A 23,480-nucleotide genomic window follows, 5' to 3' on the forward strand; every position below is an offset into this window, starting at 1 on the left:
CAAAACTCACGGGAGAAATATATGACTCAAGCCCTACAAAGAAAACTAATTACATTCAGTGAATTTGTTGCCAGATACCCAGACAACACAGGTAAACGTTATGAACTACATGATGGAGTAGTGGTCGAGATGTCGCAACCTACTGGAGATCATGAAGAGATTACAGGATTTTTAGCTACAAAACTTCCAGTCGAATATGACCGGCTTAAACTTCCCTACTTCATTCCAAAAACTGCACTAGTCAAACCACCTGAAAATGAATCGGGTTATTCACCAGATATATTAATTATCAATCGCTCCAATCTGGTAAATGAACCTCTCTGGAAAAAGGAATCCACGGTCACTTTAGGCGCATCAATTCCTTTAGTTATTGAAGTAGTTACTACTAATTGGCGCACCGACTATTACACTAAACGCGGTATGTATGAAAAAATTGGTATTCAGGAGTATTGGATTGTAGATTACTTAGCTCTGGCCGGTAAATCATTCATTGGTAATACTAAACAACCAACAATATCGATCTACTCACTGGTAGAAAGCGAATACCAAATTAGCCAGTTCCGTGGGAGCGATTGCATTCTCTCACCCACTTTCCCAGAATTTAATTTCACCGCACAACAGATTTTTAATGCCGGGAATATTTAAACAATGTTTTTTTATTTCCAAAAATGCCTCAAATCCTTATTCAGAAAGCCTTCCTAACTTAATAGTGCAACCAAAACTCTTGTAGAGACATAAAATTTTACGTCTCTACATCAACGATTCATGGCTGTGTCAAAAACGCATCAGAATTTATCCAGAGACAACAGCAGGATTCATCTTATCAAAATGGGATCTCTCTGTTTGCAAATAACGATAAAGACGATTCAGGGCGTTGATATGAGCATAAGCTGCGGCTACCACGATATCAGTATCAGATGCTTGTCCAGAGAATATCCGCTCTTGATGTTTCAAGCGAACTGTGACGGTTCCCAGTGCATCAATTCCGCCAGTCACAGATTGGACAGAAAACTCAATCAGTTGATTGGGAATCTGCACCAATCGATTGATTACTTGATACACCGCATCCACTGGGCCAGTGCCGACACTCGCATCCGTGAGGATTTTGCCATCGGGTGTAACAATTGTAATGGTTGCAGTTGGGCAAGTGCAGTCACCGCAGATTACCTGGACGTGTTCAATTTGGAAGCTACTTTCTACTTGAATCTGCGTTTCATCTCGAACGATCGCTTCTAAGTCCCAATCTGAGATTTCTTTTTTCTTATCGGCGACTTCTTTGAACCGATTGAAAGCTTTATTCAAATCCGCCTCGTTCAATTCAAACCCCAATTCCTTGAGTCTGGTACGGAAAGCATTTCTTCCAGAGTGTTTGCCTAAAACAATGCGATTTTCTGGCAAACCGATCGCAGCAGCTTCCATAATTTCATAGGTTTCGCGGTGCTTGATAATCCCATCTTGGTGAATTCCAGACTCATGGGCAAAAGCGTTTGCTCCCACGATCGCTTTATTGGGCTGAATCAGCATCCCGGTTAATTGGGAAACCAAGGATGAGGTTTTGTAAATCTCCTGAGTCTTAATATTAGTCAAGGGTGTATCAGCATCAACTGAACGACCAAAATAAGGGTTGAAAAATGGTTTGCGAACCTGCAACGCCATCACAATTTCTTCCAATGCAGCATTCCCGGCTCGTTCCCCAATGCCATTAATAGTACACTCCACCTGACGTACACCGTATTCAATTGCTGCCAAAGCGTTAGCTGTCGCTAAACCCAAATCATTTTGAGTGTGGATGGAAAGAATCACCCCATCAATATTAGGAACATTTTCTCGAATTCCTTGAATCAGAGTTCCGATTTCTTTAGGTGTGCAGTAACCAACGGTATCAGGAATGTTGATTGTAGTTGCACCTGCTGCGATCGCCATCTCTAAAACTTCATAAAGAAACTCTGGTTCAGTGCGGCTAGCATCCATTGGTGAAAATTCTACATCGTCTACAAAGGATTTGGCATAAGCAACCATTTCTGATGCGATCGCCAATACTTCACTGCGAGACTTTTTCAATTGATATTTAAGGTGAATATCAGAAGTAGAAATCATCGTGTGGATTCTCGGACGAGCTGCGCCTTTCAAGGCTTCGGCGGCGGCGTGAATATCTTGGCGAATGGCTCTAGCTAAACTGCAAATGATTGGCCCGCCAGGTATTCCAACTTGTTCAGCAATGGTTTTAACAGCTTGAAAATCTCCCGGACTAGCAACGGCAAAACCGGCTTCAATCACATCGACACCAAGGAGAGCGAGTTGATGAGCGATCGCTAATTTCTCTTCTACATTGAGGGTTGCGCCCGGTGACTGTTCGCCATCCCGTAGCGTGGTGTCGAAGATGATAACTTGGTTTGGTTGAGATGCGATGCTCATAACTGTCTCCCGTGGTATTGAGGGATATTTAAAAAACTTACTTTGGATATTGTATACAATCTTTTGGATTTTGTATACAATATTCAATATGAACTTAAATGACTTAGCAGCCAATGTGCTGCAACAACAACGCAGTACGCCAGATTTAATTGCCGATGCTTTGCGGGAAGCGATTCTGCGGGGCATTTTTCAGGAAGGACAATCTTTGAGACAGGATGAAATCGCCACTCAATTTGGCGTTAGTCGCATTCCCGTGCGCGAAGCCCTGAAGCAGCTAGAAGCAGAAGGATTAGTGACACTGCATCTAAATCGTGGTGCGATTGTGTCGGTGTTGACAGCACAAGAGGCGCAAGAAATTTTTGAAATTCGCAGCGCTTTGGAAGTAAAAGCGATGCAATTGGCAATACCCAAGTTCAGGGAAACAGATATAGAAAAAGCGGCTGTGATTCTGGAAGCGACAGATAAAGCAACTGATGCAGGTGTGTTGGCAAAACTCAACTGGGAATTTCATGCAACGCTGTACGCCATTGCTGAACGTCCCCGGTTGCTGGCGATGATTAAAACTTTACATGTGAATTGCGATCGCTATGTTCGCGTACAATTGGTAGAGATGGATTACCAAGAGCGATCGCAAAAAGAACACTATCAACTCTTAGATGCTTGTCAAAAGCAGGATACAAAAGCTGCTGTCAGGTTGCTAAAACGACACATTGACACCGCAGGAGAACAGCTAATTGCATACTTGCAGCAAATTGCTCAGAAACGCTGATTATTAAACGATCTACCAGAACAGACTAAACAAGAAATTTACACTATTCTGTCAGAGAAATAGGTAGCGTCGTCCATGAAAAAACTGATCCGGCGTATTAAGAGATTGTTTCAACGTATCTTCAAGACGTTTGCATCCAATTCTCAGCAGACATCGCCCTTAATAATTTCTCGTCCGCTACACACTTCTATTTCTATTCCCAGCGTTTCTCCCCGATGGGAGTCTGGTTTGGTGCTTGTGTGTTCGCAATGTGCAAACGAGCAATTAGGCTCAACGGCTTCCGAAGACTTAGAGAATTGGTTAAAATCTCGTTTAAAATTTGAGGGATTATGGGGAGAATTTCGTGTGGTTAGCACCAGTTGTTTAGGAGTTTGTCCAAAATCTGGTATTACAGTCGTTTTTGTAAGTAATGGAAGTGGCGGTAATAGTCCTTGCTTAATTGTAAATCCTCACAGCGATCGCGAACTTCTTTATTCATACATCAAACAGAATAAAAAGTAAAAAGTAGAGATTACTTTTTACTTTTTACTTATATGCTGTGAAAGATTAATGATTGAAGCCAGACATTTTTGGTCTTACAAAGGTAGCAGATGGATTACTACTTCGGGCATTAGCATTTGAGGAATCAACTGTCGGTGAACTGAGATTCAAGAAATCGATGAGTTTGAGAGTACGTTTACGAATTTTCCAGCGTCCATTTTTGTTTACGACTTCATCTTCGTAAGTACCATTAGCGACATCAATGCTAGTTTCCGAACGCTTGTGAGTCGCATGGAGATAAGAAGTCATCACTGCTTTATTATTCTCAATTGAAATGTTTATCGTACCCATCAAGTGCTGGGTAGCTGTATAACCATTTCCTTGAAATACTGAATAGACAAAATCTGCCCAAGCATCTGTCCCATAACTTGTTTGAGTTGTCCCATCAGGAAAAATGGCAGTGAGGACTGCATCTTGAGTAAAACAATCCCGATAAATATTTTTTCCTTCTAGTAGATTTCCTCTACCAATGGCATCAGTTCCCAGCGAGTAACAGGATGTTAATTTTTGAATTTCTAATTCTGCGTTAGGTTGAGTTGCACTTGCTAGTTCAAACCTACCTCCAATAAACATCACAAGAGTGACTGCAAGTACAATCAATGCGATCTGATTTAACAAAAACGAGATAGCCTTTGGAACTATTCGCCCACCTTCTCTTCTTTTTTCCACAGTAGAAACACCTTAATTTTTACAATTTACGCATCTTTTTGCTTGCTGCAAACTCAATTTACGAGTGATATTTTAGCTGATAAAAATCGGGCTAAAATTCTTGCCTATTTAGTTACAGCTTACTTTGATATCAGCTAGGAAATGAGAAAGTAGTGCAAGATTTGATGCTTGTAATCAGTTATTATAATAACAGGCAATACATAAAGTTTTAAGTGCTAATTGCGACCAGATGTATGATGATTTGATTAAGTAATAAAGTTACTACTTATATAGTTTTCTTAACAACCAAATAACTTTTGTTTTAGCAGATTTTAAAATAAGTAGGACTTATGCACTATACAAAAAAATCATATTGTGTATCAACGTAAATATGTCATTTCAGGCTTTGACTAATCATTGCTTCGATGGTAAATAGATCCGCGCTGTAGGGGCACAGCACTGCTGTGCCCCTATGACAGACATGTTTTTTCTGTCAATGTGTAAGTCCTAATAAGATGTAATTACTATAGCAATCATGAATCATTTGTGATAAACAAAATGCCCGAATTTTTTGGTAATTCGGGTACGTCATTTCTTAACCACATGAAGTACATCATAGCCCCCTCATCGCTTGCGGAGAAAGGTTCTTGTACCTCACTCAACTGAGAATTGCTATAATGTGTCTCTACTATGAGAGATTATTATCCCAAAATGGGAATAGAAATTATAAATTCTGTTCCTTGTCCCAAGACTGATTCACAAATTAAAGTTCCACCATGATTTTCTACTATAATTTGGCGACTAATAGATAATCCTAATCCCGTACCTTTTCCGACGCATTTAGTAGTAAATAGATTTTCAAAGATACAAGCTTTAACTTCTTCTGGCATTCCTTTAGCATTATCTTGAATCTTAATTGACAGATTATTATCTTTCTCTACCTTCGTTAAGATAGTAATAATATTAGGATAGTTTTCTTGAATTTCCATAAAACTACGACTACTATTTGCATCTTCCAAAGCATCAATTGCATTTGCAATAATATTCATAAACACTTGATTCAATTGTCCTAAATAGCATTTCACTAATGGAATATTTCCATACTCCTTAATGACTTGAATTGCCGGACGATTATGGTCAGCCTTCAGACGATGCTGTAAAATCAACAAAGTACTATCAATACCTTCATGGATATTGGCTAATACTTTGGAGGTAGTATCGGCGCGTGAAAAAGTACGGAGAGAAGTACTAATGTTACGAATGCGCTGTGTTCCTACCGTCATACTATCAATCATTTTGGGTAAATCTTCTAGCAGGAAATCTATATCTATTTCTTCAGCTTTTTCTTCAATCTCAACACCAGGATTCGGAAATTTTTCTCGGTAGAGTTGGAGATAGTTTATTAAATCATTAACAGTATCTTTTGCTTGGGCAATACTACCTGTAATAAAACCAACTGGGTTGTTGATTTCGTGTGCTACACCTGCAACTAAATTGCCTAAAGAAGACATTTTTTCGCTTTGAATAAGTTGTAGTTGTGTCTCTTGTAAATCTTTTATTGACTGTTCTAATTCTCTAGATTTGTCTTGTTCTCTTGTGTACAAACCGGCATTTTGGATGGCAATAGCCATTTGAGAAACTAAGACTTTTAATACCTCTACTCTTTCTGGAACAAAAGCACCTGAAGACAACTGATTTTCTAAATAAATAATCCCTGTAAGCTGTGATTGATAAATTATGGGCAAGCAAAAGATTGATTTTGTTTTAGATTCCTGAATATAAATATCCAGGTTAAACGGTTCTGTAGTTGTTGCATCATTCAATACAAGATATTGCTGAGTGCGAAAAACGTAATTAATCACAGAGAGCGGTAAATCCTGATAGGTTTCAACAGGAATAGAGCTTAAAACTGTCACTACATTATCGGCAGAATTTCCAGAAGCTTCGATATATAGTTGATTATCTTTGAGTAGGAGTAGTACTACTTTTTGGGCGGCAGCGTTTTCTAGTAAAATTTTGATTAGCTTGCCCAACAAGCTTTCCAAAACAATTTCGTTGGTAATCGCTTGCGAAAACTTGATGAATGTATTAAAGTCTAAAAAATCGCTTAAACTACTATTACTACTTGTGGTAGTGGTAAAGTGAATTGTGTCTATTTTGGAAGTAGTAGTTTCTATAGTAGTAGTTTGTCCTACTAGAAAAACATACTTTGATTCTAAGTACTTAACTTTAGCGATCGCACCCCAACGAATATAGGCATAATAGGCTTTAGTTATATAAGTTTGATGAATTAACTCTTTACCTAGAGACTGATAAAATTTTCCTGCTAACTCATAGCCTAAAGCTTCTTCTTGGAGAAAACCATTCTCTTGAGATTTGGCAATAGAATTTTCATAGTAGTCCATCGCTTCCAGCTTTTGACCTAAAACCCGATACCGTTCTGCCTCCACGAGATAAAATCTATGTAAGTGATTAGTGGGAGCATGAGTAGCCCAGAGTTCCATTTTTTGCTGATTATCTTGGACTTTTTCTAGAATAGCTTGCTTCTCAGACTCTTTAGCAGTATGATATATTGCCAAGTGTGCTAAAGAATCGTAAAAATAGAACATTGGGACAACAAACAATCCTGTAACACCACCTAAAGATTTCTCTGCGATCGCAGCATGTTCTATAGCCTTAAAATACTCCCCAAATATGTAAGAGAGCATTAGTTTATTGACAAATAAATGATTAATTGTGTAAAGATCATTTACTTGCTGATGAATTGGCAGCATACTTTCTTCGTCGTAGGCTTCTCCAATTAAACAATCTACATTTTCGTAATTACCTTTCAAATTCAAAACTGTTTGTAAATATACTAAATTCCAAGTTAAAGCTACTTGCTGCTTAATCTTTTTCAGCGATTCACAATAAGCTATTAGTTCTTTTTCTAAAACCCAAAGTTCCTTACCCAACCAAAATGAATGATAGGGATAAATATAACCACAATAGCCAGCATATTCTAAATCTCCGGTTTCTAGACCACTAGCATATCCAGACATTGATGATGTTAATGTTTCCCTAATATGCTCTTTCCAGTGCATAACATGGGCGCTAACAACCGTCAGAATTTTAGCCTTGAGTTCTTCAGCATTAAATTGCGACACCAAACTAGAAGCTAATTTACCAAATTCATAGCCAGAATTAATTTCTCCTAGAACTCCACAAAGAAGTAGCCCATAAAGACTATAACCATAGGAAGATACAGCCGTATTGCCATAGTTTAAAGACAAATTAACCATTTTACAGACAATAATCGGCATCATTGCAGGAGCAGTTTGAAAAGCCGCAGGAAGAACTCCCATTAATATCCTCATGGCTGCAATCTTGTTAAGATCGGACATTAATGGTAAGTTAATCAAATCTGCAATAGCTTTCCCTTTCAAAGAAACAGCAATTTCATCCATCCCCTGCTGAATATCAGTTGATGTCGGTTCATCTGGAAAATTTATTCCTAATAATTTTAGAATTGATACTGCTATCTGAATTGCTTCCAGTTGCTTGCTTTGAATGATAGAAGCGATAATCTGTACTTCATAGACTTTCACTTTATCTAAAAGGATTTTGGCTTGTTGCTGCACCACCTCAGCCCATTGCTGCATCTGTTCAAAATTACCGCTCAGATACGCTGCTTCTGCGGCTCTTTCATATAAGCTTATAGTTAATGTATATTCAGTTTGCCAAGCATCTATACTTAAAAGTTCTATCCCATTTGTGAAATAATTAAGTGCAGCTTCATAAGCTGTAGAAGCTTTAGCTTTTTGCCCTGCAATTAAATTTAATCGTGCCAATTCAGTTTTTTCAGATTGCTCGATTAGATTAACAATACCTACATTCAACTGATTAACGATATCAAAAATATTAGCTTCTATTTCCTCCTTTGGGATATTTTGTAGAAGCAATTTCCCAATTTTCAGGTGAGTAGATTTCTTTAGTTCTTGTGGAATCAACGAATATGCTGCTTGTTGTACTCTGTCATGCAAGAACTTGTAACCCACTCGTGAAGTGTCAAAGTTTAAATTAACCGCTTCTTCTTGATTAAAAACTAAAGGAATCCGGTAAGCTTCACTTAAAGGTAGAATTAATCCTGCTTGCAAAGCTGAGTGTAAATCATTGGCTGTCAAAGAAGCTGATTTTTCATTGACTATTGATAAAACATCCAAATTAAATCTATCGCCCACACAAGCTGCTAATTTTAAAATATCTTGGGTACACTTTGGCAGTTTTTCAACTCGACTTGCAACTAGTTCAACTACATTTTTTTCGGTAATTCCAATTGCTTGAATATCTTCCAGATTCCATTGCCATTGAGTATTTATGAAGTCAAATGTTATAAGTTGTTCTTGATGTAGCGCCAGAATAATTTGTGTGATAAAAAAAGGATTTCCACCTGTTTTATTAGAAATTAATTCAGCTAGTTGGATAATTTTATTGCCAAAGTTGCTGGATTCTTCATTATTAATATCTGTTTGTTGTAAAGCTTCTGTAACTAGCTGAGTCACATTATCTAAATCTAAAGGTTGTAATACAATATTATTAACAACTATCCCGACATTTTTAATATCTTCTATTCTTTGAATTAAAGGATGTGCTGCACTAACTTCATTATCTCTATATGCACCAATAAATAATAGATGTTTGGTGTCAGTGTCAGTTATAAGGAGTTGGATTAAATTTAATGTAGCTGAATCTGCCCATTGCAAATCATCTAAAAATATGACTAAAGGGTGTTCTTTTTTGGTAAAAACTTGGATAAATTCTTTAAAAACTCGATTGAAGCGATTTTGTGATTCTGTTGCACCAATTTGTGCAACTTCTGGCTGTGTACCAATGATTAATTCTACCTCTGGAATGACATCAGTAATAACTTTTCCATTTGTTCCTAAAGATGATAGGATTTTTTCACGCCATATTTCTATTTTTTCATTTTTCTCTGTTAGTAAATATCGCATTAAATAAGCAAAAGCTTGAATTAAAGAAGCATAGGGTATATTGCGTTTTAATTGGTCAAATTTACCAGAAATAAAGTAACCTTGTCTGCGAGTAATGGGTTTATTAACTTCGTTAACTAGAACTGATTTGCCAATGCCGGAATAACCAGAAACTAGCATAATTTCACTAGTTCCAGATGTAACACGTTCAAATGCAGCTAATAGTTCATTAACTTGGTTTTCACGACCATATAATTTTTGAGGTATCAATAACTGGCTTAATATATCTAAACGACCTGGAATAAAATCAGTAATTGTACCCTTAGTTTTTAACTGATTAAGACATAACTCTAAATCTGCTAATAATCCTGTAGCGCTTTGATATCTATCTTCCGCATTTTTTGCCATTAACTTCAGCACAATTTCTGAGATGGCGTTAGGAATTTTTGGATTTAATAACTGTGGATTTATCGGTTGAACAGCAATGTGGCTATAAACTAGTTGTAAGGGATCTTGACTTAAAAATGGTGTTTTCTCAGTGAGTATTTCATATAAAGTCACACCGAGAGAATAAAAGTCAGTGCGATAATCAAGAATACGATTCATTCTCCCTGTTTGTTCGGGAGACATATAGGCAAGTGTGCCTTCAACACAGTTAGGGTTATTAAATTGGGGATTTTCCTTATTGAGGCGGGAGGCTATACCAAAGTCAGTGAGTTTAACAATACCTGTCTGGGAGTTAATGATGATGTTACTAGGTTTAATATCTTTATGAATAATTTGATTTTTATGTAAATAATCTAGAGCTTGAGTCAGTTGAATAGCAATATTTAAGTTGTTAATTAAATCAAATTCTTCTCTTTGTGGAATTTCGGCTAAAGATTGGCCACCAAAGTCTTCTAACAATAGCCCAACACGATTATCAAAGGTTTCTAAACTAATGGCTTTGACTATATTGGGATGGTCTAAACTCTGCTGAATTTGATACTCATTTTTCAGACGAGTAAAGGCTTCGAGGGTAGGATATTCATTTTTAAGCAACTTGAGAATAACTCTTTGTTGCGTCTTTGGCATTTGTGTTTGATAAATAATTGTTTGGATTCCTTCGTGGAGAGTCGAGTTGATTTGGTATCCAGTGGGATTTGGCATAGATTTTTGACTATATTAAAAATTAGTATTACCCCCTGTCTCGTATTGAAAGGGGTTCTAATTTAATTATTCCCAGTGGTAGAAAATTATTAACATTGTGGTTCAGTATCCTAAATCCACTGAAATATATAGATAATTCGTAGGGTAGCACAGCTAGCTGTGCTACCCTCTTTTAAATTAAAATCGATTGTATCCCTTACGCTAACCGCAGATAAGAACACTTTTGTAAAAATCCAGATGCCTTATTATCGGCATCTAGATTATGAGTATGTGCTGGCGTAGGTCGAATAATGCCATCAAATAGGTCATCCAATCCGTAGGGAGTGAAAAATTGCCATTGGCCTTGTGCATCTAGTCGAACTCCCACAGCAGTAGCGGTGTGCAGCCACTCTGCGAGCGCATCTTCTGTGCTAGTGTAGGTTCTACTACCAAGCCGCCAACGAGCAAAACTAGCTTGATTTTTGACATCAAACTCGTCATCAGGAAATTGTTCGGTGAGAGTCGTCTTTGCTGCTAGTTCCTGAGAACGATTTCCCTCTATATCAAAGAATGCAATATCAAAATCTTTAATAACTAACCCGCAGTCATTGCCAAAAATCGAAGACCAAACGGTGTTTCGGACTGCACCACCGGCTAACCACCAGTCAGGTAGATTTAGTTTAGCGATCGCAGGTAATACTGTATCAATAGGTGTATCAGCTAAAATCATCTGTAGACGGGTGTTACTATTCATATCAAACTCCTGGGATTGTCAACTAGAGAAGCTAACACCCTCAGTTGTGAGTTTAACTGATGACTGTAGCAAAGGATAGAATAACAAAGTTATACTGATAAATTACTTTAATGAACATATTAAATTATTTAAAATAGTAATATTAAACTCAAATTATAAGTTCGGTTTGTATATCATATAATTTTACATACTTGTCTGTAAATCATGTTAAATAAAGCTAGCACAGAATCAATATTTTTATATAAAATCTTACTGGACATATTCAATTATCTGATTTAGCTAAAATTAAATTCTAAACAGAATTTCGGTTCATTCTCAAAAGTTTTAACAGTTATTTCTAGACAAGGTTGATGAAAAACGATACACCACAAGAATTAAAGCAAGATCAAGAAATTGGGCGCTTGATTGATGAGGTAATGTCATCATCTCTGACTGATGAACAGTACCGCAAAAAGATGCAGCGACGCAAAGAAGTGCAAGACAAGCGGATAGCAGAAGCTGTACCAGAAAAAGGGTTAATTATTGTAAATACTGGTAACGGTAAAGGTAAAACTACTGCGGCTTTGGGGATGGTGTTACGATCGCTAGGTCACGGGTATAAAGTAGCGATCGTTCAATTCATCAAGGGAAGTTGGGAACCTTCAGAAAAAAGGGTTTTCAGTTCTTGGGAAGACCAAATAGAATTTCACGCAATGGGTGAAGGCTTCACTTGGGAAACTCAAGACCGCGATCGCGATCTTGACAAAGCTAGCGCCGCCTGGGAAAAATCATTAGAATATATTCGCAACCCAGATTTTCATCTGGTATTGTTAGACGAAATTAATATTGCCCTCAAAATGGCTTACTTACCATTAGAGGACGTTTTGGCGGGTTTGGCGCAAAAACCAGCTAACAAGCACGTTATTCTCACAGGCAGAGGCGCACCGGCTGGTTTAATTGAGCGGGCTGACCTCGTAACCGAAATGACCTTAATTAAGCACCCTTTCCGCGATCAAGGCGTTAAAGCGCAACCAGGAATTGAGTATTAACTTCAAGATTATTTGCACATTTGCAACGTGCTGCGATCGCTAGCTGTGATGGAATTTAGCTGATAAAAGTCTTGCAGAGCCAGCGAGTAAGGATAACTGCTAAACTCATCTTCACTAACTTGAGGTAGTTTACCATTTGCAGCTACCTGATTCGACTTCGGAGTACTGGCTTCATTTGATGTACTATTAACCGTCATTGCCAGTTCTCCTGACTTGTTGAGCGTACCTTGAAAACAATTAAATTCTGATTGGGGCATATACAATGCACCAGTTATCTTATCTTGCCGCTTTTGAAATATGATGTAACCTTGACCAAGCTGGTTTGATTTTGGCGATTGACCATAGAGATAAACCCCATCTTTTACAGGAAAATTCACTTTTGGTAAACCTTCTGCGCTTTTTGTTGCTCCTTGAGAATCTGGAACCAGCGCTGTGGTTGTCGGGAGTGTTTTTCCGTTCTTATGCATAAAAATCCCTCTCTCCCCAGCAGAGGCTCTCTCTTGACTTCTTTCTTCTCTAACTCTTCTTAACTGAGACAAAAGGGAGTTTTCGGGGATTTTGGTTTTCTGAATCTGAGCCGATGATGATGGAGAATCTGTAACCGATACTACTTGAGTCTGCTTGCCTATAAAGCCCAGACCGAGAAGTAAGCCTAAGCCCGCTAGGGAAATTCCCCACTGGCGGGGAGATAAGAACTGATAAAGGTTGTTAAGCACCCTACTTCTCCTGTTAAAAAATCAACTAAGTTCTCTAGAACTTACTTAAACTATAACTAAGTCCTAATTGTTAAAGACTTAGTTCACGATTTATATTACTATTGTCCAAAAAATAAAACTGTCAAAAACTAAAGTTTTTATTTTTTAATGAATAAAAAATACTGATATTATTTTATCGGATACATTGACGTAGAAATATAGCCCTTGTCAGCATAAAAAAATCGCCTCCTAGAATTTAGGAGGCGGATCGCCAGGGTAGTGTAGAGACGCAGGATTTCGCGTCTCCACACTTAACTAGCAACGTATTCTTGGACGTTGGCGCGACGGCGACGTAGATGAGCTAAAGCCTGATGCTCTAGTTGACGGACACGTTCGCGGCTGAGACTTAATCTCTCACCCACTTTCGCCAATGACATTTCATTGCCATCTTCTAAACCGAAGCGTAGGGCTAAAACTTCTCGCTGTTGCGGGGTTAGTTCTGCTAGTAGGTTGTTTAAATCTTGGCGTAAGAATTCCTGGTTGGTGTAATACTCTGGTGATGGGCCACTATCTTCGAGCATTTCTTGCAACTCAGTATCCTGATTCTCGCCAACTTTAACATCCAAAGACACTGGTTGACGCGCCATGTTCAGGTACTCGCGGATCTGAGCAGGTTCTAGTTCCAGTTCTTTGGCAATTTCCGCTGGAGTAGGCGATCGCCCCAAGGTTTGAGTCAATTCGCGCTGCACTTTCTTGATTTTGTTCAATTTTTCGGTAATGTGGATCGGCAACCGGATAGTACGTCCTTGTTGTGCGATCGCGCGGGTAATAGCTTGGCGAATCCACCAGTAAGCATAAGTCGAGAATTTATAACCCCTCATTGGGTCAAATTTCTCCACACCCCGCTCTAATCCTAGTGTTCCTTCCTGGATTAAATCCAGAAATTCCATATTTCGCTTTTGGTATTTTTTCGCAATAGCAACAACCAAGCGCAAATTCGCTTCGATCATTTTTTGCTTTGCCCGCTTACCTTGCGCTACCGTTTGCTGTACCTCAGTTTCTGATAATTGAACCACGTCAGTCCACTCTGACATATCCGGTTCGCGGTGCAGTTTCTTCGCCAAAACCTCTTTGGCATCGATGAGCGTCATCATTTGTTGAACCTGCTTCCCAAAGACAATCTCTTGTTCGCGGGTTAGCAGTGGTACACGACCAATTTCTCGCAGATAGGTTCGCACCATATCAGCTGTGAATCTGGTGTTGAGGTTTTCCGTTTGGGTATTGACAGTAGGCATTGGTGCGTTGTCCTCTACTCCGTAGATAAAATGTATATTTTCTTACTAAAATAGCCTTATAAAGGTAGTAAATGTATCAGGAAATACCCGGTAGCTACTAAAAACAATTATTAATTGATATAGCCGTTCTTAAGACGGTAAGCCCCTGAGATAGGTTCCCCTACCTTCCCTAAATTTTTCAATCTCTTATAAGCACACGGGTTATTTTTGAGAATTATTTTTTAGGTAGTTGATGACAGCAACTAATAAATCCGAAGTCGTTATGAGTTCCACTTACTTTATATTAGGATAAATCAGGCAGATAGTAAAGTATCTTAAGATAAAGCTTTAGATTATAATTCAAAATTGCTCGTTTAGAAAAAAAATTTAAGCTTCCTTGAAATTACTGACTATATCTATAGTGACCCCAAAAACCCCTCTTCTGTTGCCAAAACTTAGCCGGATAACCGAACTTATTTTCCTGTAAGGATGGAGGGATGTTACGAATTGGGAATTGGATATTGGAAATTGGGGAGTGGGGAGAGAATCAGTAGTTAAACGAAATTAAGATATGAAACTCTTATCCAGACTAGAAACTAAGGTTCAGTAAATAATTCTCTGCGATTACTTAAACCAATGACAAATGACAAATGACAAATGACAAATAACTATTTAAAATCCCAAGTCAGCTTTGGCTAGTTCAGCAGCCGCGAATACTTCTGCGTCAGGTTTTTCTTCCCAGGCTGGCTCACCAATTTCTTCGTAAAAAGTTGCGTCGTAAGGACGTGTACGTACTACTACTGGCATGGGAACGGCATGACCTAAAATTAAAGCTTGTTGCTTAGAGTCTAACTTTGCCAAAACCGATCGCAGTCCGCTACCACCAGATACACCTGTAAAAATTGCATCAATATCTTTTTCGTCATTAAGCAAAGCGGTAATCCGAGTTCCAATCTGGGACATAATTTCATTATCTATGCCTGATGGACGTTGATCAACTACCAAAAGTGTGACGAAATACTTACGCAGTTCACGGGCAATAGTGCCAAAGATAGTACTTTGTACCACTCCTGGATCTAGGAAACGGTGCGCTTCTTCAATGGTAATCATCAACGGCGTGGGGCGATCGCAAGGATTTTTGCTTTGCAGAAATTTATCTGCTTTTTTGACGTAATGCTCGTGGATACGTCGGGTGATCATATTCGTCACCAACATATAAGAGAGCATATTCGACTGGGAACCGAATTCTATCACAACATTCTTCCCAGATTCCAGGCATTGCACAATTTTACTAATATAATTCTGGGGGCAAACAGCTCGCATATACTTCAAGCTATCCATCCGCAAGAGTTTGCGCTGCAATGCCATAATCGAACCTTTGTGTCCGCGCTTTTCGTCGCAAAACATCTCGATTTCTTCATTAGTCATGTTCAGCAGTTGGACAATCCAAGACTTGCCAAACTCACTATATAGAATATTGGCGTTATCTAGGGCTGCGTCAGAGAGTCCTAAATCTCGACTACATAACTTAATATCTTCAACTTCAATTTGCTCGTAACTCAAATAAAGTTCTTGAGCATCACGCACACCCCGGCGCTTTGTCGATTCGGGGTCAAGAGTATAAACTTCTACCTTACTAGGAAATAATTGCTTTAATCCCTTAACAGTACTGACATTCTTCCCTTCTGCGACGGCTTCCCAGCCATACTCAGAGTGCATATCAAAAATCAAATTTACTGCCGCACTTTTACGGATAACGCCAGCTAAAAGTAACCGTGTTAAAAAGGATTTACCAGTACCAGATTTCCCAAAAACCCCATTACTCCGTTCTACAAAGCGGTTTAAATCGATACAAACAGGCACATCCATATCCAAAGGTTTCCCAATGGAAAAATTGCGCCTTTGGGGGTCATCTTCCCAACCAAATACGCGGCGAAAATCGTCAACACTTGCATCGTAAACTTGACTAAAGTGGCTAGGAATAGTTTTAACAGGCAACAATTCCATCGTTGTGCTGGTTTGTGGCACAAATGAAGCCAAACCCGTCACCGATGGGATAAAGGGATTTGCCGATTTGCCATTTGTTGGGGAAAAAGATTCTTCAGTTTCGGGAGTGAACATCAACATCGGCGCGAGGTTGATAGTACCGTAAGTACCACTTCCGGCTAAAACGTCTCGTAAAAAAGTGTCTTCCCAACTGGGAGGGTTAGCAATAATTCGGGCATTAGCAGCGCCTAATGCTACATCTGTCAGCATACAAAAAAAGCGCGATCGCATCCCTTGCACAACAAGAAACTTTCCAACCCGCATATCTTCCACAGAAATGTCAGGATGCAATCGTACTTCTAAACCTTCAGTTAGAGAACCTTGAATGACCGAACCTAATGGCTGTCCCGAATTCATCTGATTAGTCATTTGTCATTTGTCATTGGCATTGGTTATTGGTCATTTGTCATTGTCCACCCTGTGCCCCATGCCCCATGCCCAATCCCCAATGCCCAATTATCTAATCAATCTGAATTGAAGTTGGCGCACTCCCTGCGGCTGAGGTGGTACTGATTAATGGTTTACGGAATTGGGTGTAAATGCGATCGCGCCAGGTAAAGAATGGTTCATAATCTATATTCTCTGAAAAGATTGGCAATCCTTTTCCTCTAATAGAAGCTGGTAAATCCAGATAGGGGCCAGGAGGGAACTTGAGTAATATCGATAAGCCAGCTACTGCTAAATCAGCTAAAGTCGGCTCATCTCCAGTTAAATAAGGACTATCTGCCAATAATAACGTTAGCGCTTCCAAGTCTTGTTTTAAAGATGCGATCGCTGATTGGATCACATCTGGACTATAACCTACCCCAAAACCTAACACTGTCAGTAAGTCAGTAGGTACTCCTCCAACTAGACTTTTAAATATATCTGGTGTTGAAGTGGGTAATAAAGACTTGCGGAAATTTTGATCTTGACTGATGGCTGCAAATAGTGCCTTTCGACCTTTGATGCCTATAGATTCATCAGCCCATTCTTCTATCAATAAAGTTAAACCCCGTTTTTTGGGGTCTTGGGGTATTATTGGGCGATCGGGATACTCTAAGTCTAAATACTTAGCTATTTCCGTAGAATCCGCAATATATTTATTCCGATCTTTTAATACTGGGACTTGTTTCTGACCAGTCAGCCGGAACAGTTCTAGTTGTCCAATCCCAGGTGTAACCTCTATTTTGCGGTAATCTAGTCCTTTAAAATCTAGAATTAGGCGTACTTTCTCTGAGTATTGAGATAGTTCCCATTGGTATAATTCCAGCATGTCGTATACCTGATAACTGGTCAACTTCTTAAACTTTACAATTGTATCTTTAGTTAAAGTAATTTCTCTTTACATTAGTTGCTTTTTGTCTATCTAATTCAGATTGTGATTGAACTCATGCCTGGTTTTTGGCAAAATCGTCAATTTAAAAAGTATAATTTTCTAATTCAAGTATCAGATAATTAAATAATTTCATCCGGCATACATAAATAAACCTAACGCCTCAGTTGCAAATTTTCAGCAGTTGCTTTAATTTCCGCCACTCTGAGACTACGTTAGGATATCTAGGTAATTGATTTCTGTGCTTTTGCTGAATAATTAATGCTTAATTCAGAGATATTGCTTTATTGCGTATGGGATTTAGAATTTTTTAATTACCTATCAATCTAAGTACGAATTTGTATATAAATTAGCTTTTAAGTATAATATTTCTCACGGTTTATTGTAACTGATACCTTGTAGATGTGAAATTTTCATCCTTTTTTAGAGTTGACGCTACACTAAGTGAGGCTTTTTAACTCTTGTTGGTGTAGTAGAAAAAATATACTTATTACATAAAATATGTGGTACATGTATTTTATACATATCAGATTGATCCGAAGTTAGATATTTTACCTGACTATGAAAAGATATTCTGAATAAAAATTTTACTTCCCTCTTTGGTTAGATTTTGTGCATAGCAAAATGTTATAAATCTTTATGTAATGTGTGGACAAAAAGACAAACAAAATTTATGAAGACAAATAACCGCAAATTGCTAACCATGTTGGCAGGCATAGCAGGATTCACTGGTTTAAGCCTTCTCATTACTTTACCATCTGAAGCTAAAGAGGTACTAAATCCTAACCCCAGTATTTTCAACGAAGCCACCTACAACAAAGGTCAACGCCTTCAATTGAATGCTCAATACACACCTATTCAGGCTGCTTCCGAAACAGAAAAGGGCACTACCAAGCGCAAACAAGTAGCGCAGAAAGGTAGTGTAACAAATTCCAGACCAAGTATTTTCAACGAGCCTCCTTATAACCGTGGTGGTAGTGCTACGCCTAGTGAACCAACACCCCGCACCCCACGTACTACCCCGGAAACTCAACCCAGTGAGACACCTACTAAAACTCCACCAGGGCCAGGGGCAAGCGGCAATCAAGGTAAAAACTTGTTAGCGTTGGCAGAGTCAAACGCTTCTTTTAAAACCTTAACCAAAGCTTTGAAGGCAGCAGGGTTGACTGGGGCTTTGCAAGGCAAAGATAACTTAACTATTTTTGCACCCACTGATGCAGCTTTTGCTAAGTTGCCACCAGATGCTTTGAAAGAATTGTTAAACCCAGCCAACAAAGAAGTATTGCTCAAGATTTTAACTTACCATGTAGTACCTGGTAAGGTACTATCCACTGATTTGAAGTCTGGTGAAGTTAAAAGCCTTGAAGGTGGCGTAATCAACATTAAGGTTGATCCCGCTACTGGTGTAACCGTCAATGATGCTAAAGTGACACAAGCAGATATCACAGGCAGCAACGGTGTAATCCACGCAATCGATCAAGTAATTTTACCTCCTGACTTGTAGCTTCTAGGTATTAGTACAATCAGTAACAGAATTAGCTCGACATAAAGTATTAATACATAAAAATCCCGTTCAATGTTATTTTTGGACGGTTTTTTTATCATAATCACGAGTTAAATTGGCAAACCCATCTAATGGTTTTGCTTTTGATTTGCAATCAGCTTTTGGTCTTTATCTTGCATTTCTAAAAGTTCAGGTATGGTAACAAAGCTATAGCCTTGCTTGCGAAAATTGGCAATAATTTCTGGTAAAGCTTGTACAGTTTTAGAACGATTACCACCACCATCATGCATCAGCACAATCCCACCTGGTTTGGCTTTTCTGAACACATTATTAATTAACTTTGGTACAGCAGGACGCGAGTAGTCTACAGAGTCAGATGACCAGAGGATGATGGCATATTTGCTATTTCTAGCGTAATCAGCCACTCCATTGTACATGATTCCCCCTGGTGGTCGAAACAGATTTGTTTTAATCCCTGTCACTTGATAAATTAGGTTTGCTGTGTGGTCAATTTCATAAGCAGCTGCTTGTGGATTCATGAATTGATACCAATGATGCCAAGTATGATTACCAATTACGTGACCTTCAGCAATCTCCCGCTTTACTAAGCCTGGATAATTCTTCACATTTTGCCCAATCAGGAAAAATGTCCCTTTGATTTGATTTTGTTTGAGAATATCTAGTACTTGGGCAGTACTTTCAGGCCATGGCCCATCATCAAAGGTGAGAGCAATTACTTTCTGTTCGTGAGTAAGTTTTGCTGCACTAACTGTTGCCCCTTGAAAAGTTGATGGCACACCATAGGAAAGACCCTTTGTTTGTGCTTGTTGCTGCCAAATTTTAAGCATCGTTGCTTTTAATTCTTCAATCTGCTGTTCAGTTCCAATCTTGGCTGATGGATTACTTACATTTATATTTTCTGTACTTTGGGCCTCAGATGATCTTGACTTGATAAGCATCATCGTAGTGGTACTCAAGACAAGCAACGCTATTAATATTTTTCGCACACCAAAAAATGACTTATTATCCTCCACTTCATAGCTCCTTCAAGCGTAAAACCATTTTTTCATAATACTTCTGGCAGTTTTTTATACTCTTGCAAGCATTGTCATGAAAACTACAGCATGATTGTTATATCTTTTAAAGTTAGCTCCAACCCTGACTCCGAAAAAATACCTTATCCGTGGGGTAATCTAAATATCTATAAATAAAACCCTCACCATGAAGGTGAGAGCCTTCTTGTGATTTAGTTTTTGTAGACTATGAGGTATAAGGGGAATTTAGAGAACTATAAAAAGGCAATTAATTTCGCTTTGTTAAGATGAATATACTTAACATAGTTTAAATATTGCATATTGCATTGACGAAGCCATTGCAAAATTATGACGAAGATGTGACCCTCCTTGAGTGATGAAGGCACAGGGCAGATCCGTATTATGATTAGAGTAATCTCAACAAAAAACGGAGAAAGTTATGACAACTGTAACCCAAATGAAATGCGCCTGTTCAACTTGCCTGTGTATCGTTTCAGTTGAGGATGCTATTAAAGAGGATAGCAAATACTATTGCTCTCAAGGTTGTGCTGAAGGTCACAAAACTATCAAAGGCTGTAGTCACAATGGCTGTGGCTGTTGAGTTGTGCTGAGTTACCGAAATTTAGATTGCGATGTAGCTCTCACTGCCTAACCCTTCTGGAAGAATAGTTAGGCAGTGAGACAGAATATCAAAGACCGAAGTTCCGACGATCGCAAGCTAGACACTCCAACTTCTAGCGATCGCACACAGTAGTAATATAATTCCCAGTGAGCAACGCTGTAGGGGTTCTGTTTACTGAGTACTCAGCACTCTTTTGGTCATAGACTAGACATTACATCCCGTGCAACTGCTAAAGTTTGGTCAATGTCTTGTTCAGTGTGAGCAAAAGACGTAAACCCAGCCTCAAATTGAGAGGGTGCTAAGTAAATACCGCGCTCTAACATACCCCGATGGAAGCGTCCGAATTTGGCTGTATCAGACTTTTTCGCATCCTCGTAGTTATGAACTGGCCCAGAAGTAAAGAATAAGCCAAACATGGCGCTGATTTGACCGCCACAAACCGCATGACCAGTTTCTTTAGCAATTTGCAGCAAACCATCTGCAAGCTTTTTAGTAATCCGCTCAAGATAATCGTAAGTACCTGGCTTTTGCAGCAATTCTAAAGTCTTAATTCCAGCAGTCATAGCCAAAGGATTACCAGAAAGAGTCCCAGCTTGATATACGGGGCCAGCAGGGGCAACCATTGACATAATATCTCGCCGACCCCCATAAGCTCCAACTGGCAAACCACCACCAATCACTTTACCCAAGGTTGTTAAATCGGGAGTCACGCCAAATTTTTCTTGAGCGCCACCGTAAGCAATGCGGAAGCCTGTCATCACTTCGTCAAATACTAATAAGGCTCCATACTCGTGAGTTAGTTCCCTTAATCCTTCTAGGAAACCTGCGTCAGGGGCAATAAATCCAGCATTACCCACAACTGGCTCAAGAATAACGCCGGCAATCTCGTCGCGGTTTTCTTCAAACAAGGCTTTGACGGATTCTAGGTCATTAAAAGGTGCGGTTAGAGTGGTGCTAGTTGCCGCTTTTGTTACTCCTGGTGAGTCTGGTAAGCCAAGTGTGGCAACACCAGAACCTGCCTTCACTAGAAACGCATCGGCGTGTCCGTGGTAGCAGCCTTCAAATTTGATGATTTTGTCTCGGTTGGTGAAAGCCCGCATCAGCCGCAAAACTCCCATGCAGGCTTCAGTTCCAGAATTGACAAATCTGACCATTTCGATGCTGGGAACGGCATCGATGACCATTTCTGCCAAAACATTTTCTAGGACTGAGGGAGCGCCGAAACTGGTGCCTTTTTCTAAAGCTTCATGCAACGCTGCAATTACTTCTGGATGAGCATGACCACAAATAGCTGGCCCCCAAGTGCCTACATAGTCTATATATTGGTTGCCATCTACATCCCAAATATATGCGCCTTTAACACGATCAAAAACGATGGGTTGTCCGCCCACAGATTTAAAGGCACGAACTGGAGAACTAACTCCTCCGGGCATGAGGTTTTGAGCCGCAGCGAAGACTTCTTGTGATTTTGTTGTTTTAATTGTGGTATTTACCAAGGTTCTCTCCTAACAGTGGACAATAAAAAGCTCTATCTCAGGATAGGGTTAAAAATTGCTCAGAATTTCTATCCTATAGAATTAATAGAACCAAAAAAATAACAATATGTTATACAAGTCCAACAAAGACTTGCCTTTAGATATTCAAACTCGATTATCTGAAGCATACCAGGATCTTTACCGAGCAGCTTTTAACTCGGCCATCCATTGGTATGGTGAAGCCTCAAAAGCTCACAAAGTCGCTTTAAGTGCTGTAAAGATGCAGTCTGCTATGGAACGGAATGCTTTTGTTTAGAGCTAGATAAGATAGTTTAATTCAAAAAACATACCAGTTGCTCTATTCAGAATGGTATCGTGAATCCATAAGTTATTCTCATTAGAGCAAACTAGCTGGTATGTCTTCTAACGATTTGCGATCGCTGCATTACGCCATCCCTGTTGAAAAAATTCGCTACGATGAACGGGGTTTAGTACCTGCAATTGTCCAAGATTATTTGGATGGCACTGTCCTGATGATGGCGTGGATGAATCAGGAGTCGTTACAAAAAACTTTAGAAACTGAAGAAACTTGGTTTTGGAGTCGTTCCCGGCAAGAATTATGGCACAAGGGGGCGACTTCTGGACATATTCAAAAAGTGCAAAGTATCCGTTATGACTGCGATAGTGATGCGTTGCTCATCGGGGTAGAGCAATTAGGAGATATTGCTTGCCATACTGGAGAACGGAGCTGCTTTCACCAAATAGAAGGGAATATTGTCCCACCACCAGGGGATACATTGTCGCAATTATTTCAAATAATATGCGATCGCCGCGATAATCCGACAGAAAGTTCTTATACCTGTAAATTATTCGCAGGTGGCGATAATAAAATTTTGAAAAAAATCGGTGAGGAAACCGCCGAAGTAGTGATGGCCTTTAAGGATGATGAAGCAGATGCGATCGCAGGTGAAGTGGCTGATTTGCTATATCATACTTTGGTTGCCTTAGCTCACCATAAAGTTGATTTGAAAGCGGTATATCGCAAGCTCCAAGAACGTCGTCAATAGAGACAATACTTACGCAAAATACCTCTCAAACTCTTATTACTCCGCGTCCTCTGCGCCTCTGCGGTTCGTTATTCCGTTACCTGTGCGTAAGTCCTAAGAGAAATGGGCAGTTAGAAACCGCGTCTACACAAACAAAACCCACCAACCTGGGTTAAAAAACCTTAATTTTCTGTTAGTCTTTACCTACGTAGCCAAT

The 23,480-nt window shown here is 39.2% G+C and carries 18 protein-coding genes; 8 read left to right on the forward strand and 10 right to left on the reverse strand.

Features of this window, described 5'->3' with window-relative positions:
* The first annotated feature begins 21 nt into the window (after positions 1 to 21).
* Positions 22 to 645, forward strand: a complete 624-nt coding sequence (locus V7K98_RS24560) for a Uma2 family endonuclease (RefSeq protein WP_335026641.1) — start codon at positions 22 to 24, stop codon at positions 643 to 645.
* Positions 646 to 792: 147 nt separating this feature from the next.
* On the opposite strand, the gene V7K98_RS24565 is transcribed toward V7K98_RS24560, so the two are convergent.
* Positions 793 to 2,415, reverse strand: coding sequence for a 2-isopropylmalate synthase (locus V7K98_RS24565; protein WP_442940436.1), 1,623 nt, complete (start codon positions 2,413 to 2,415; stop codon positions 793 to 795).
* An 88-nt stretch (positions 2,416 to 2,503) separates the two neighbouring features.
* On the opposite strand from V7K98_RS24565, the gene V7K98_RS24570 reads away from it, so the two are divergent.
* A complete protein-coding gene (locus tag V7K98_RS24570) occupies positions 2,504 to 3,184 on the forward strand; it encodes a GntR family transcriptional regulator (protein WP_335026643.1) in 681 nt (226 codons plus the stop codon).
* Between the two features lie 75 nt (positions 3,185 to 3,259).
* A complete protein-coding gene (locus V7K98_RS24575) occupies positions 3,260 to 3,685 on the forward strand; it encodes a (2Fe-2S) ferredoxin domain-containing protein (protein ID WP_335026645.1) in 426 nt (141 codons plus the stop codon).
* Positions 3,686 to 3,730: 45 nt separating this feature from the next.
* Here V7K98_RS24575 and V7K98_RS24580 read toward each other — a convergent pair whose 3' ends face one another.
* From V7K98_RS24580 to V7K98_RS24590, 3 genes are all read right to left on the reverse strand, one after another.
* Positions 3,731 to 4,393 (reverse strand): nuclear transport factor 2 family protein, encoded by a 663-nt coding sequence (locus V7K98_RS24580; RefSeq protein ID WP_335026647.1) that lies wholly within the window; start codon positions 4,391 to 4,393, stop codon positions 3,731 to 3,733.
* Positions 4,394 to 5,073: 680 nt separating this feature from the next.
* Positions 5,074 to 10,491 (reverse strand): trifunctional serine/threonine-protein kinase/ATP-binding protein/sensor histidine kinase, encoded by a 5,418-nt coding sequence (locus tag V7K98_RS24585; protein ID WP_335026649.1) that lies wholly within the window; start codon positions 10,489 to 10,491, stop codon positions 5,074 to 5,076.
* Positions 10,492 to 10,687: 196 nt separating this feature from the next.
* Positions 10,688 to 11,224: a nucleotidyltransferase family protein gene (locus tag V7K98_RS24590; RefSeq protein WP_335026651.1), complete on the reverse strand. Its 537-nt coding sequence runs from the start codon at positions 11,222 to 11,224 to the stop codon at positions 10,688 to 10,690.
* A 350-nt stretch (positions 11,225 to 11,574) separates the two neighbouring features.
* On the opposite strand from V7K98_RS24590, the gene cobO reads away from it, so the two are divergent.
* Positions 11,575 to 12,252 (forward strand): cob(I)yrinic acid a,c-diamide adenosyltransferase, encoded by a 678-nt coding sequence (gene cobO / locus V7K98_RS24595; protein WP_335026653.1) that lies wholly within the window; start codon positions 11,575 to 11,577, stop codon positions 12,250 to 12,252.
* Positions 12,253 to 12,260: 8 nt separating this feature from the next.
* Here the strand turns inward: cobO and V7K98_RS24600 are convergent, their stop codons facing one another.
* The 4 genes from V7K98_RS24600 to V7K98_RS24615 all read right to left on the reverse strand — a co-directional run bounded on the left by V7K98_RS24600 (position 12,261) and on the right by V7K98_RS24615 (position 17,522).
* Complete coding sequence (locus V7K98_RS24600) at positions 12,261 to 12,968, reverse strand: hypothetical protein (RefSeq protein WP_335026655.1); 708 nt, start codon at positions 12,966 to 12,968, stop codon at positions 12,261 to 12,263.
* Positions 12,969 to 13,258: 290 nt separating this feature from the next.
* A complete protein-coding gene (locus tag V7K98_RS24605) occupies positions 13,259 to 14,242 on the reverse strand; it encodes an RNA polymerase sigma factor, RpoD/SigA family (RefSeq protein ID WP_335026657.1) in 984 nt (327 codons plus the stop codon).
* Positions 14,243 to 14,893: 651 nt separating this feature from the next.
* Positions 14,894 to 16,624, reverse strand: a complete 1,731-nt coding sequence (locus V7K98_RS24610; RefSeq protein WP_335026833.1) for an ATP-binding protein — start codon at positions 16,622 to 16,624, stop codon at positions 14,894 to 14,896.
* Positions 16,625 to 16,727: 103 nt separating this feature from the next.
* Positions 16,728 to 17,522: a glutathione S-transferase family protein gene (locus tag V7K98_RS24615; RefSeq protein WP_335026659.1), complete on the reverse strand. Its 795-nt coding sequence runs from the start codon at positions 17,520 to 17,522 to the stop codon at positions 16,728 to 16,730.
* Positions 17,523 to 18,255: 733 nt separating this feature from the next.
* On the opposite strand from V7K98_RS24615, the gene V7K98_RS24620 reads away from it, so the two are divergent.
* Entirely contained in the window at positions 18,256 to 19,086 is an 831-nt protein-coding gene (locus tag V7K98_RS24620) for a fasciclin domain-containing protein (RefSeq protein ID WP_335026661.1), read from the forward strand.
* A 128-nt stretch (positions 19,087 to 19,214) separates the two neighbouring features.
* On the opposite strand, the gene V7K98_RS24625 is transcribed toward V7K98_RS24620, so the two are convergent.
* The gene (locus V7K98_RS24625; protein WP_335026663.1) at positions 19,215 to 20,120 is read right to left on the reverse strand and encodes a polysaccharide deacetylase family protein; all 906 of its coding nucleotides are present in this window, start codon (positions 20,118 to 20,120) and stop codon (positions 19,215 to 19,217) included.
* Positions 20,121 to 20,577: 457 nt separating this feature from the next.
* Between V7K98_RS24625 and V7K98_RS24630 the strand changes: the two genes are divergently transcribed.
* A complete protein-coding gene (locus V7K98_RS24630; protein WP_442940439.1) occupies positions 20,578 to 20,721 on the forward strand; it encodes a metallothionein in 144 nt (47 codons plus the stop codon).
* A gap of 218 nt (positions 20,722 to 20,939) precedes the next feature.
* Here the strand turns inward: V7K98_RS24630 and hemL are convergent, their stop codons facing one another.
* The gene (gene hemL / locus V7K98_RS24635; protein WP_335026667.1) at positions 20,940 to 22,238 is read right to left on the reverse strand and encodes a glutamate-1-semialdehyde 2,1-aminomutase; all 1,299 of its coding nucleotides are present in this window, start codon (positions 22,236 to 22,238) and stop codon (positions 20,940 to 20,942) included.
* Positions 22,239 to 22,344: 106 nt separating this feature from the next.
* Between hemL and V7K98_RS24640 the strand changes: the two genes are divergently transcribed.
* Entirely contained in the window at positions 22,345 to 22,533 is a 189-nt protein-coding gene (locus tag V7K98_RS24640; RefSeq protein WP_094341852.1) for a ChaB family protein, read from the forward strand.
* A gap of 100 nt (positions 22,534 to 22,633) precedes the next feature.
* A complete protein-coding gene (gene hisIE, locus V7K98_RS24645; protein ID WP_335026669.1) occupies positions 22,634 to 23,284 on the forward strand; it encodes a bifunctional phosphoribosyl-AMP cyclohydrolase/phosphoribosyl-ATP diphosphatase HisIE in 651 nt (216 codons plus the stop codon).
* Positions 23,285 to 23,480: the final 196 nt, after the last annotated feature.

Source organism: Nostoc sp. (genome assembly GCF_036917435.1).
In the GTDB taxonomy this organism is placed as follows: domain Bacteria; phylum Cyanobacteriota; class Cyanobacteriia; order Cyanobacteriales; family Nostocaceae; genus Nostoc.

Bases quoted from the DNA above. Each gene is read 5' to 3' on its own strand.
- V7K98_RS24560 (WP_335026641.1), top strand. From the start codon at position 22: ATGACTCAAGCCCTACAAAGAAAACTAATTACATTCAGTGAATTTGTT.
- V7K98_RS24565 (WP_442940436.1), bottom strand. From the start codon at position 2,415: ATGAGCATCGCATCTCAACCAAACCAAGTTATCATCTTCGACACCACG.
- V7K98_RS24570 (WP_335026643.1), top strand. From the start codon at position 2,504: ATGAACTTAAATGACTTAGCAGCCAATGTGCTGCAACAACAACGCAGT.
- V7K98_RS24575 (WP_335026645.1), top strand. From the start codon at position 3,260: ATGAAAAAACTGATCCGGCGTATTAAGAGATTGTTTCAACGTATCTTC.
- V7K98_RS24585 (WP_335026649.1), bottom strand. From the start codon at position 10,491: ATGCCAAATCCCACTGGATACCAAATCAACTCGACTCTCCACGAAGGA.
- V7K98_RS24590 (WP_335026651.1), bottom strand. From the start codon at position 11,224: ATGAATAGTAACACCCGTCTACAGATGATTTTAGCTGATACACCTATT.
- cobO (WP_335026653.1), top strand. From the start codon at position 11,575: ATGAAAAACGATACACCACAAGAATTAAAGCAAGATCAAGAAATTGGG.
- V7K98_RS24605 (WP_335026657.1), bottom strand. From the start codon at position 14,242: ATGCCTACTGTCAATACCCAAACGGAAAACCTCAACACCAGATTCACA.
- V7K98_RS24610 (WP_335026833.1), bottom strand. From the start codon at position 16,624: ATGAATTCGGGACAGCCATTAGGTTCGGTCATTCAAGGTTCTCTAACT.
- V7K98_RS24615 (WP_335026659.1), bottom strand. From the start codon at position 17,522: ATGCTGGAATTATACCAATGGGAACTATCTCAATACTCAGAGAAAGTA.
- V7K98_RS24620 (WP_335026661.1), top strand. From the start codon at position 18,256: ATGAAGACAAATAACCGCAAATTGCTAACCATGTTGGCAGGCATAGCA.
- V7K98_RS24630 (WP_442940439.1), top strand. From the start codon at position 20,578: ATGAAATGCGCCTGTTCAACTTGCCTGTGTATCGTTTCAGTTGAGGAT.
- V7K98_RS24640 (WP_094341852.1), top strand. From the start codon at position 22,345: ATGTTATACAAGTCCAACAAAGACTTGCCTTTAGATATTCAAACTCGA.
- hisIE (WP_335026669.1), top strand. From the start codon at position 22,634: ATGTCTTCTAACGATTTGCGATCGCTGCATTACGCCATCCCTGTTGAA.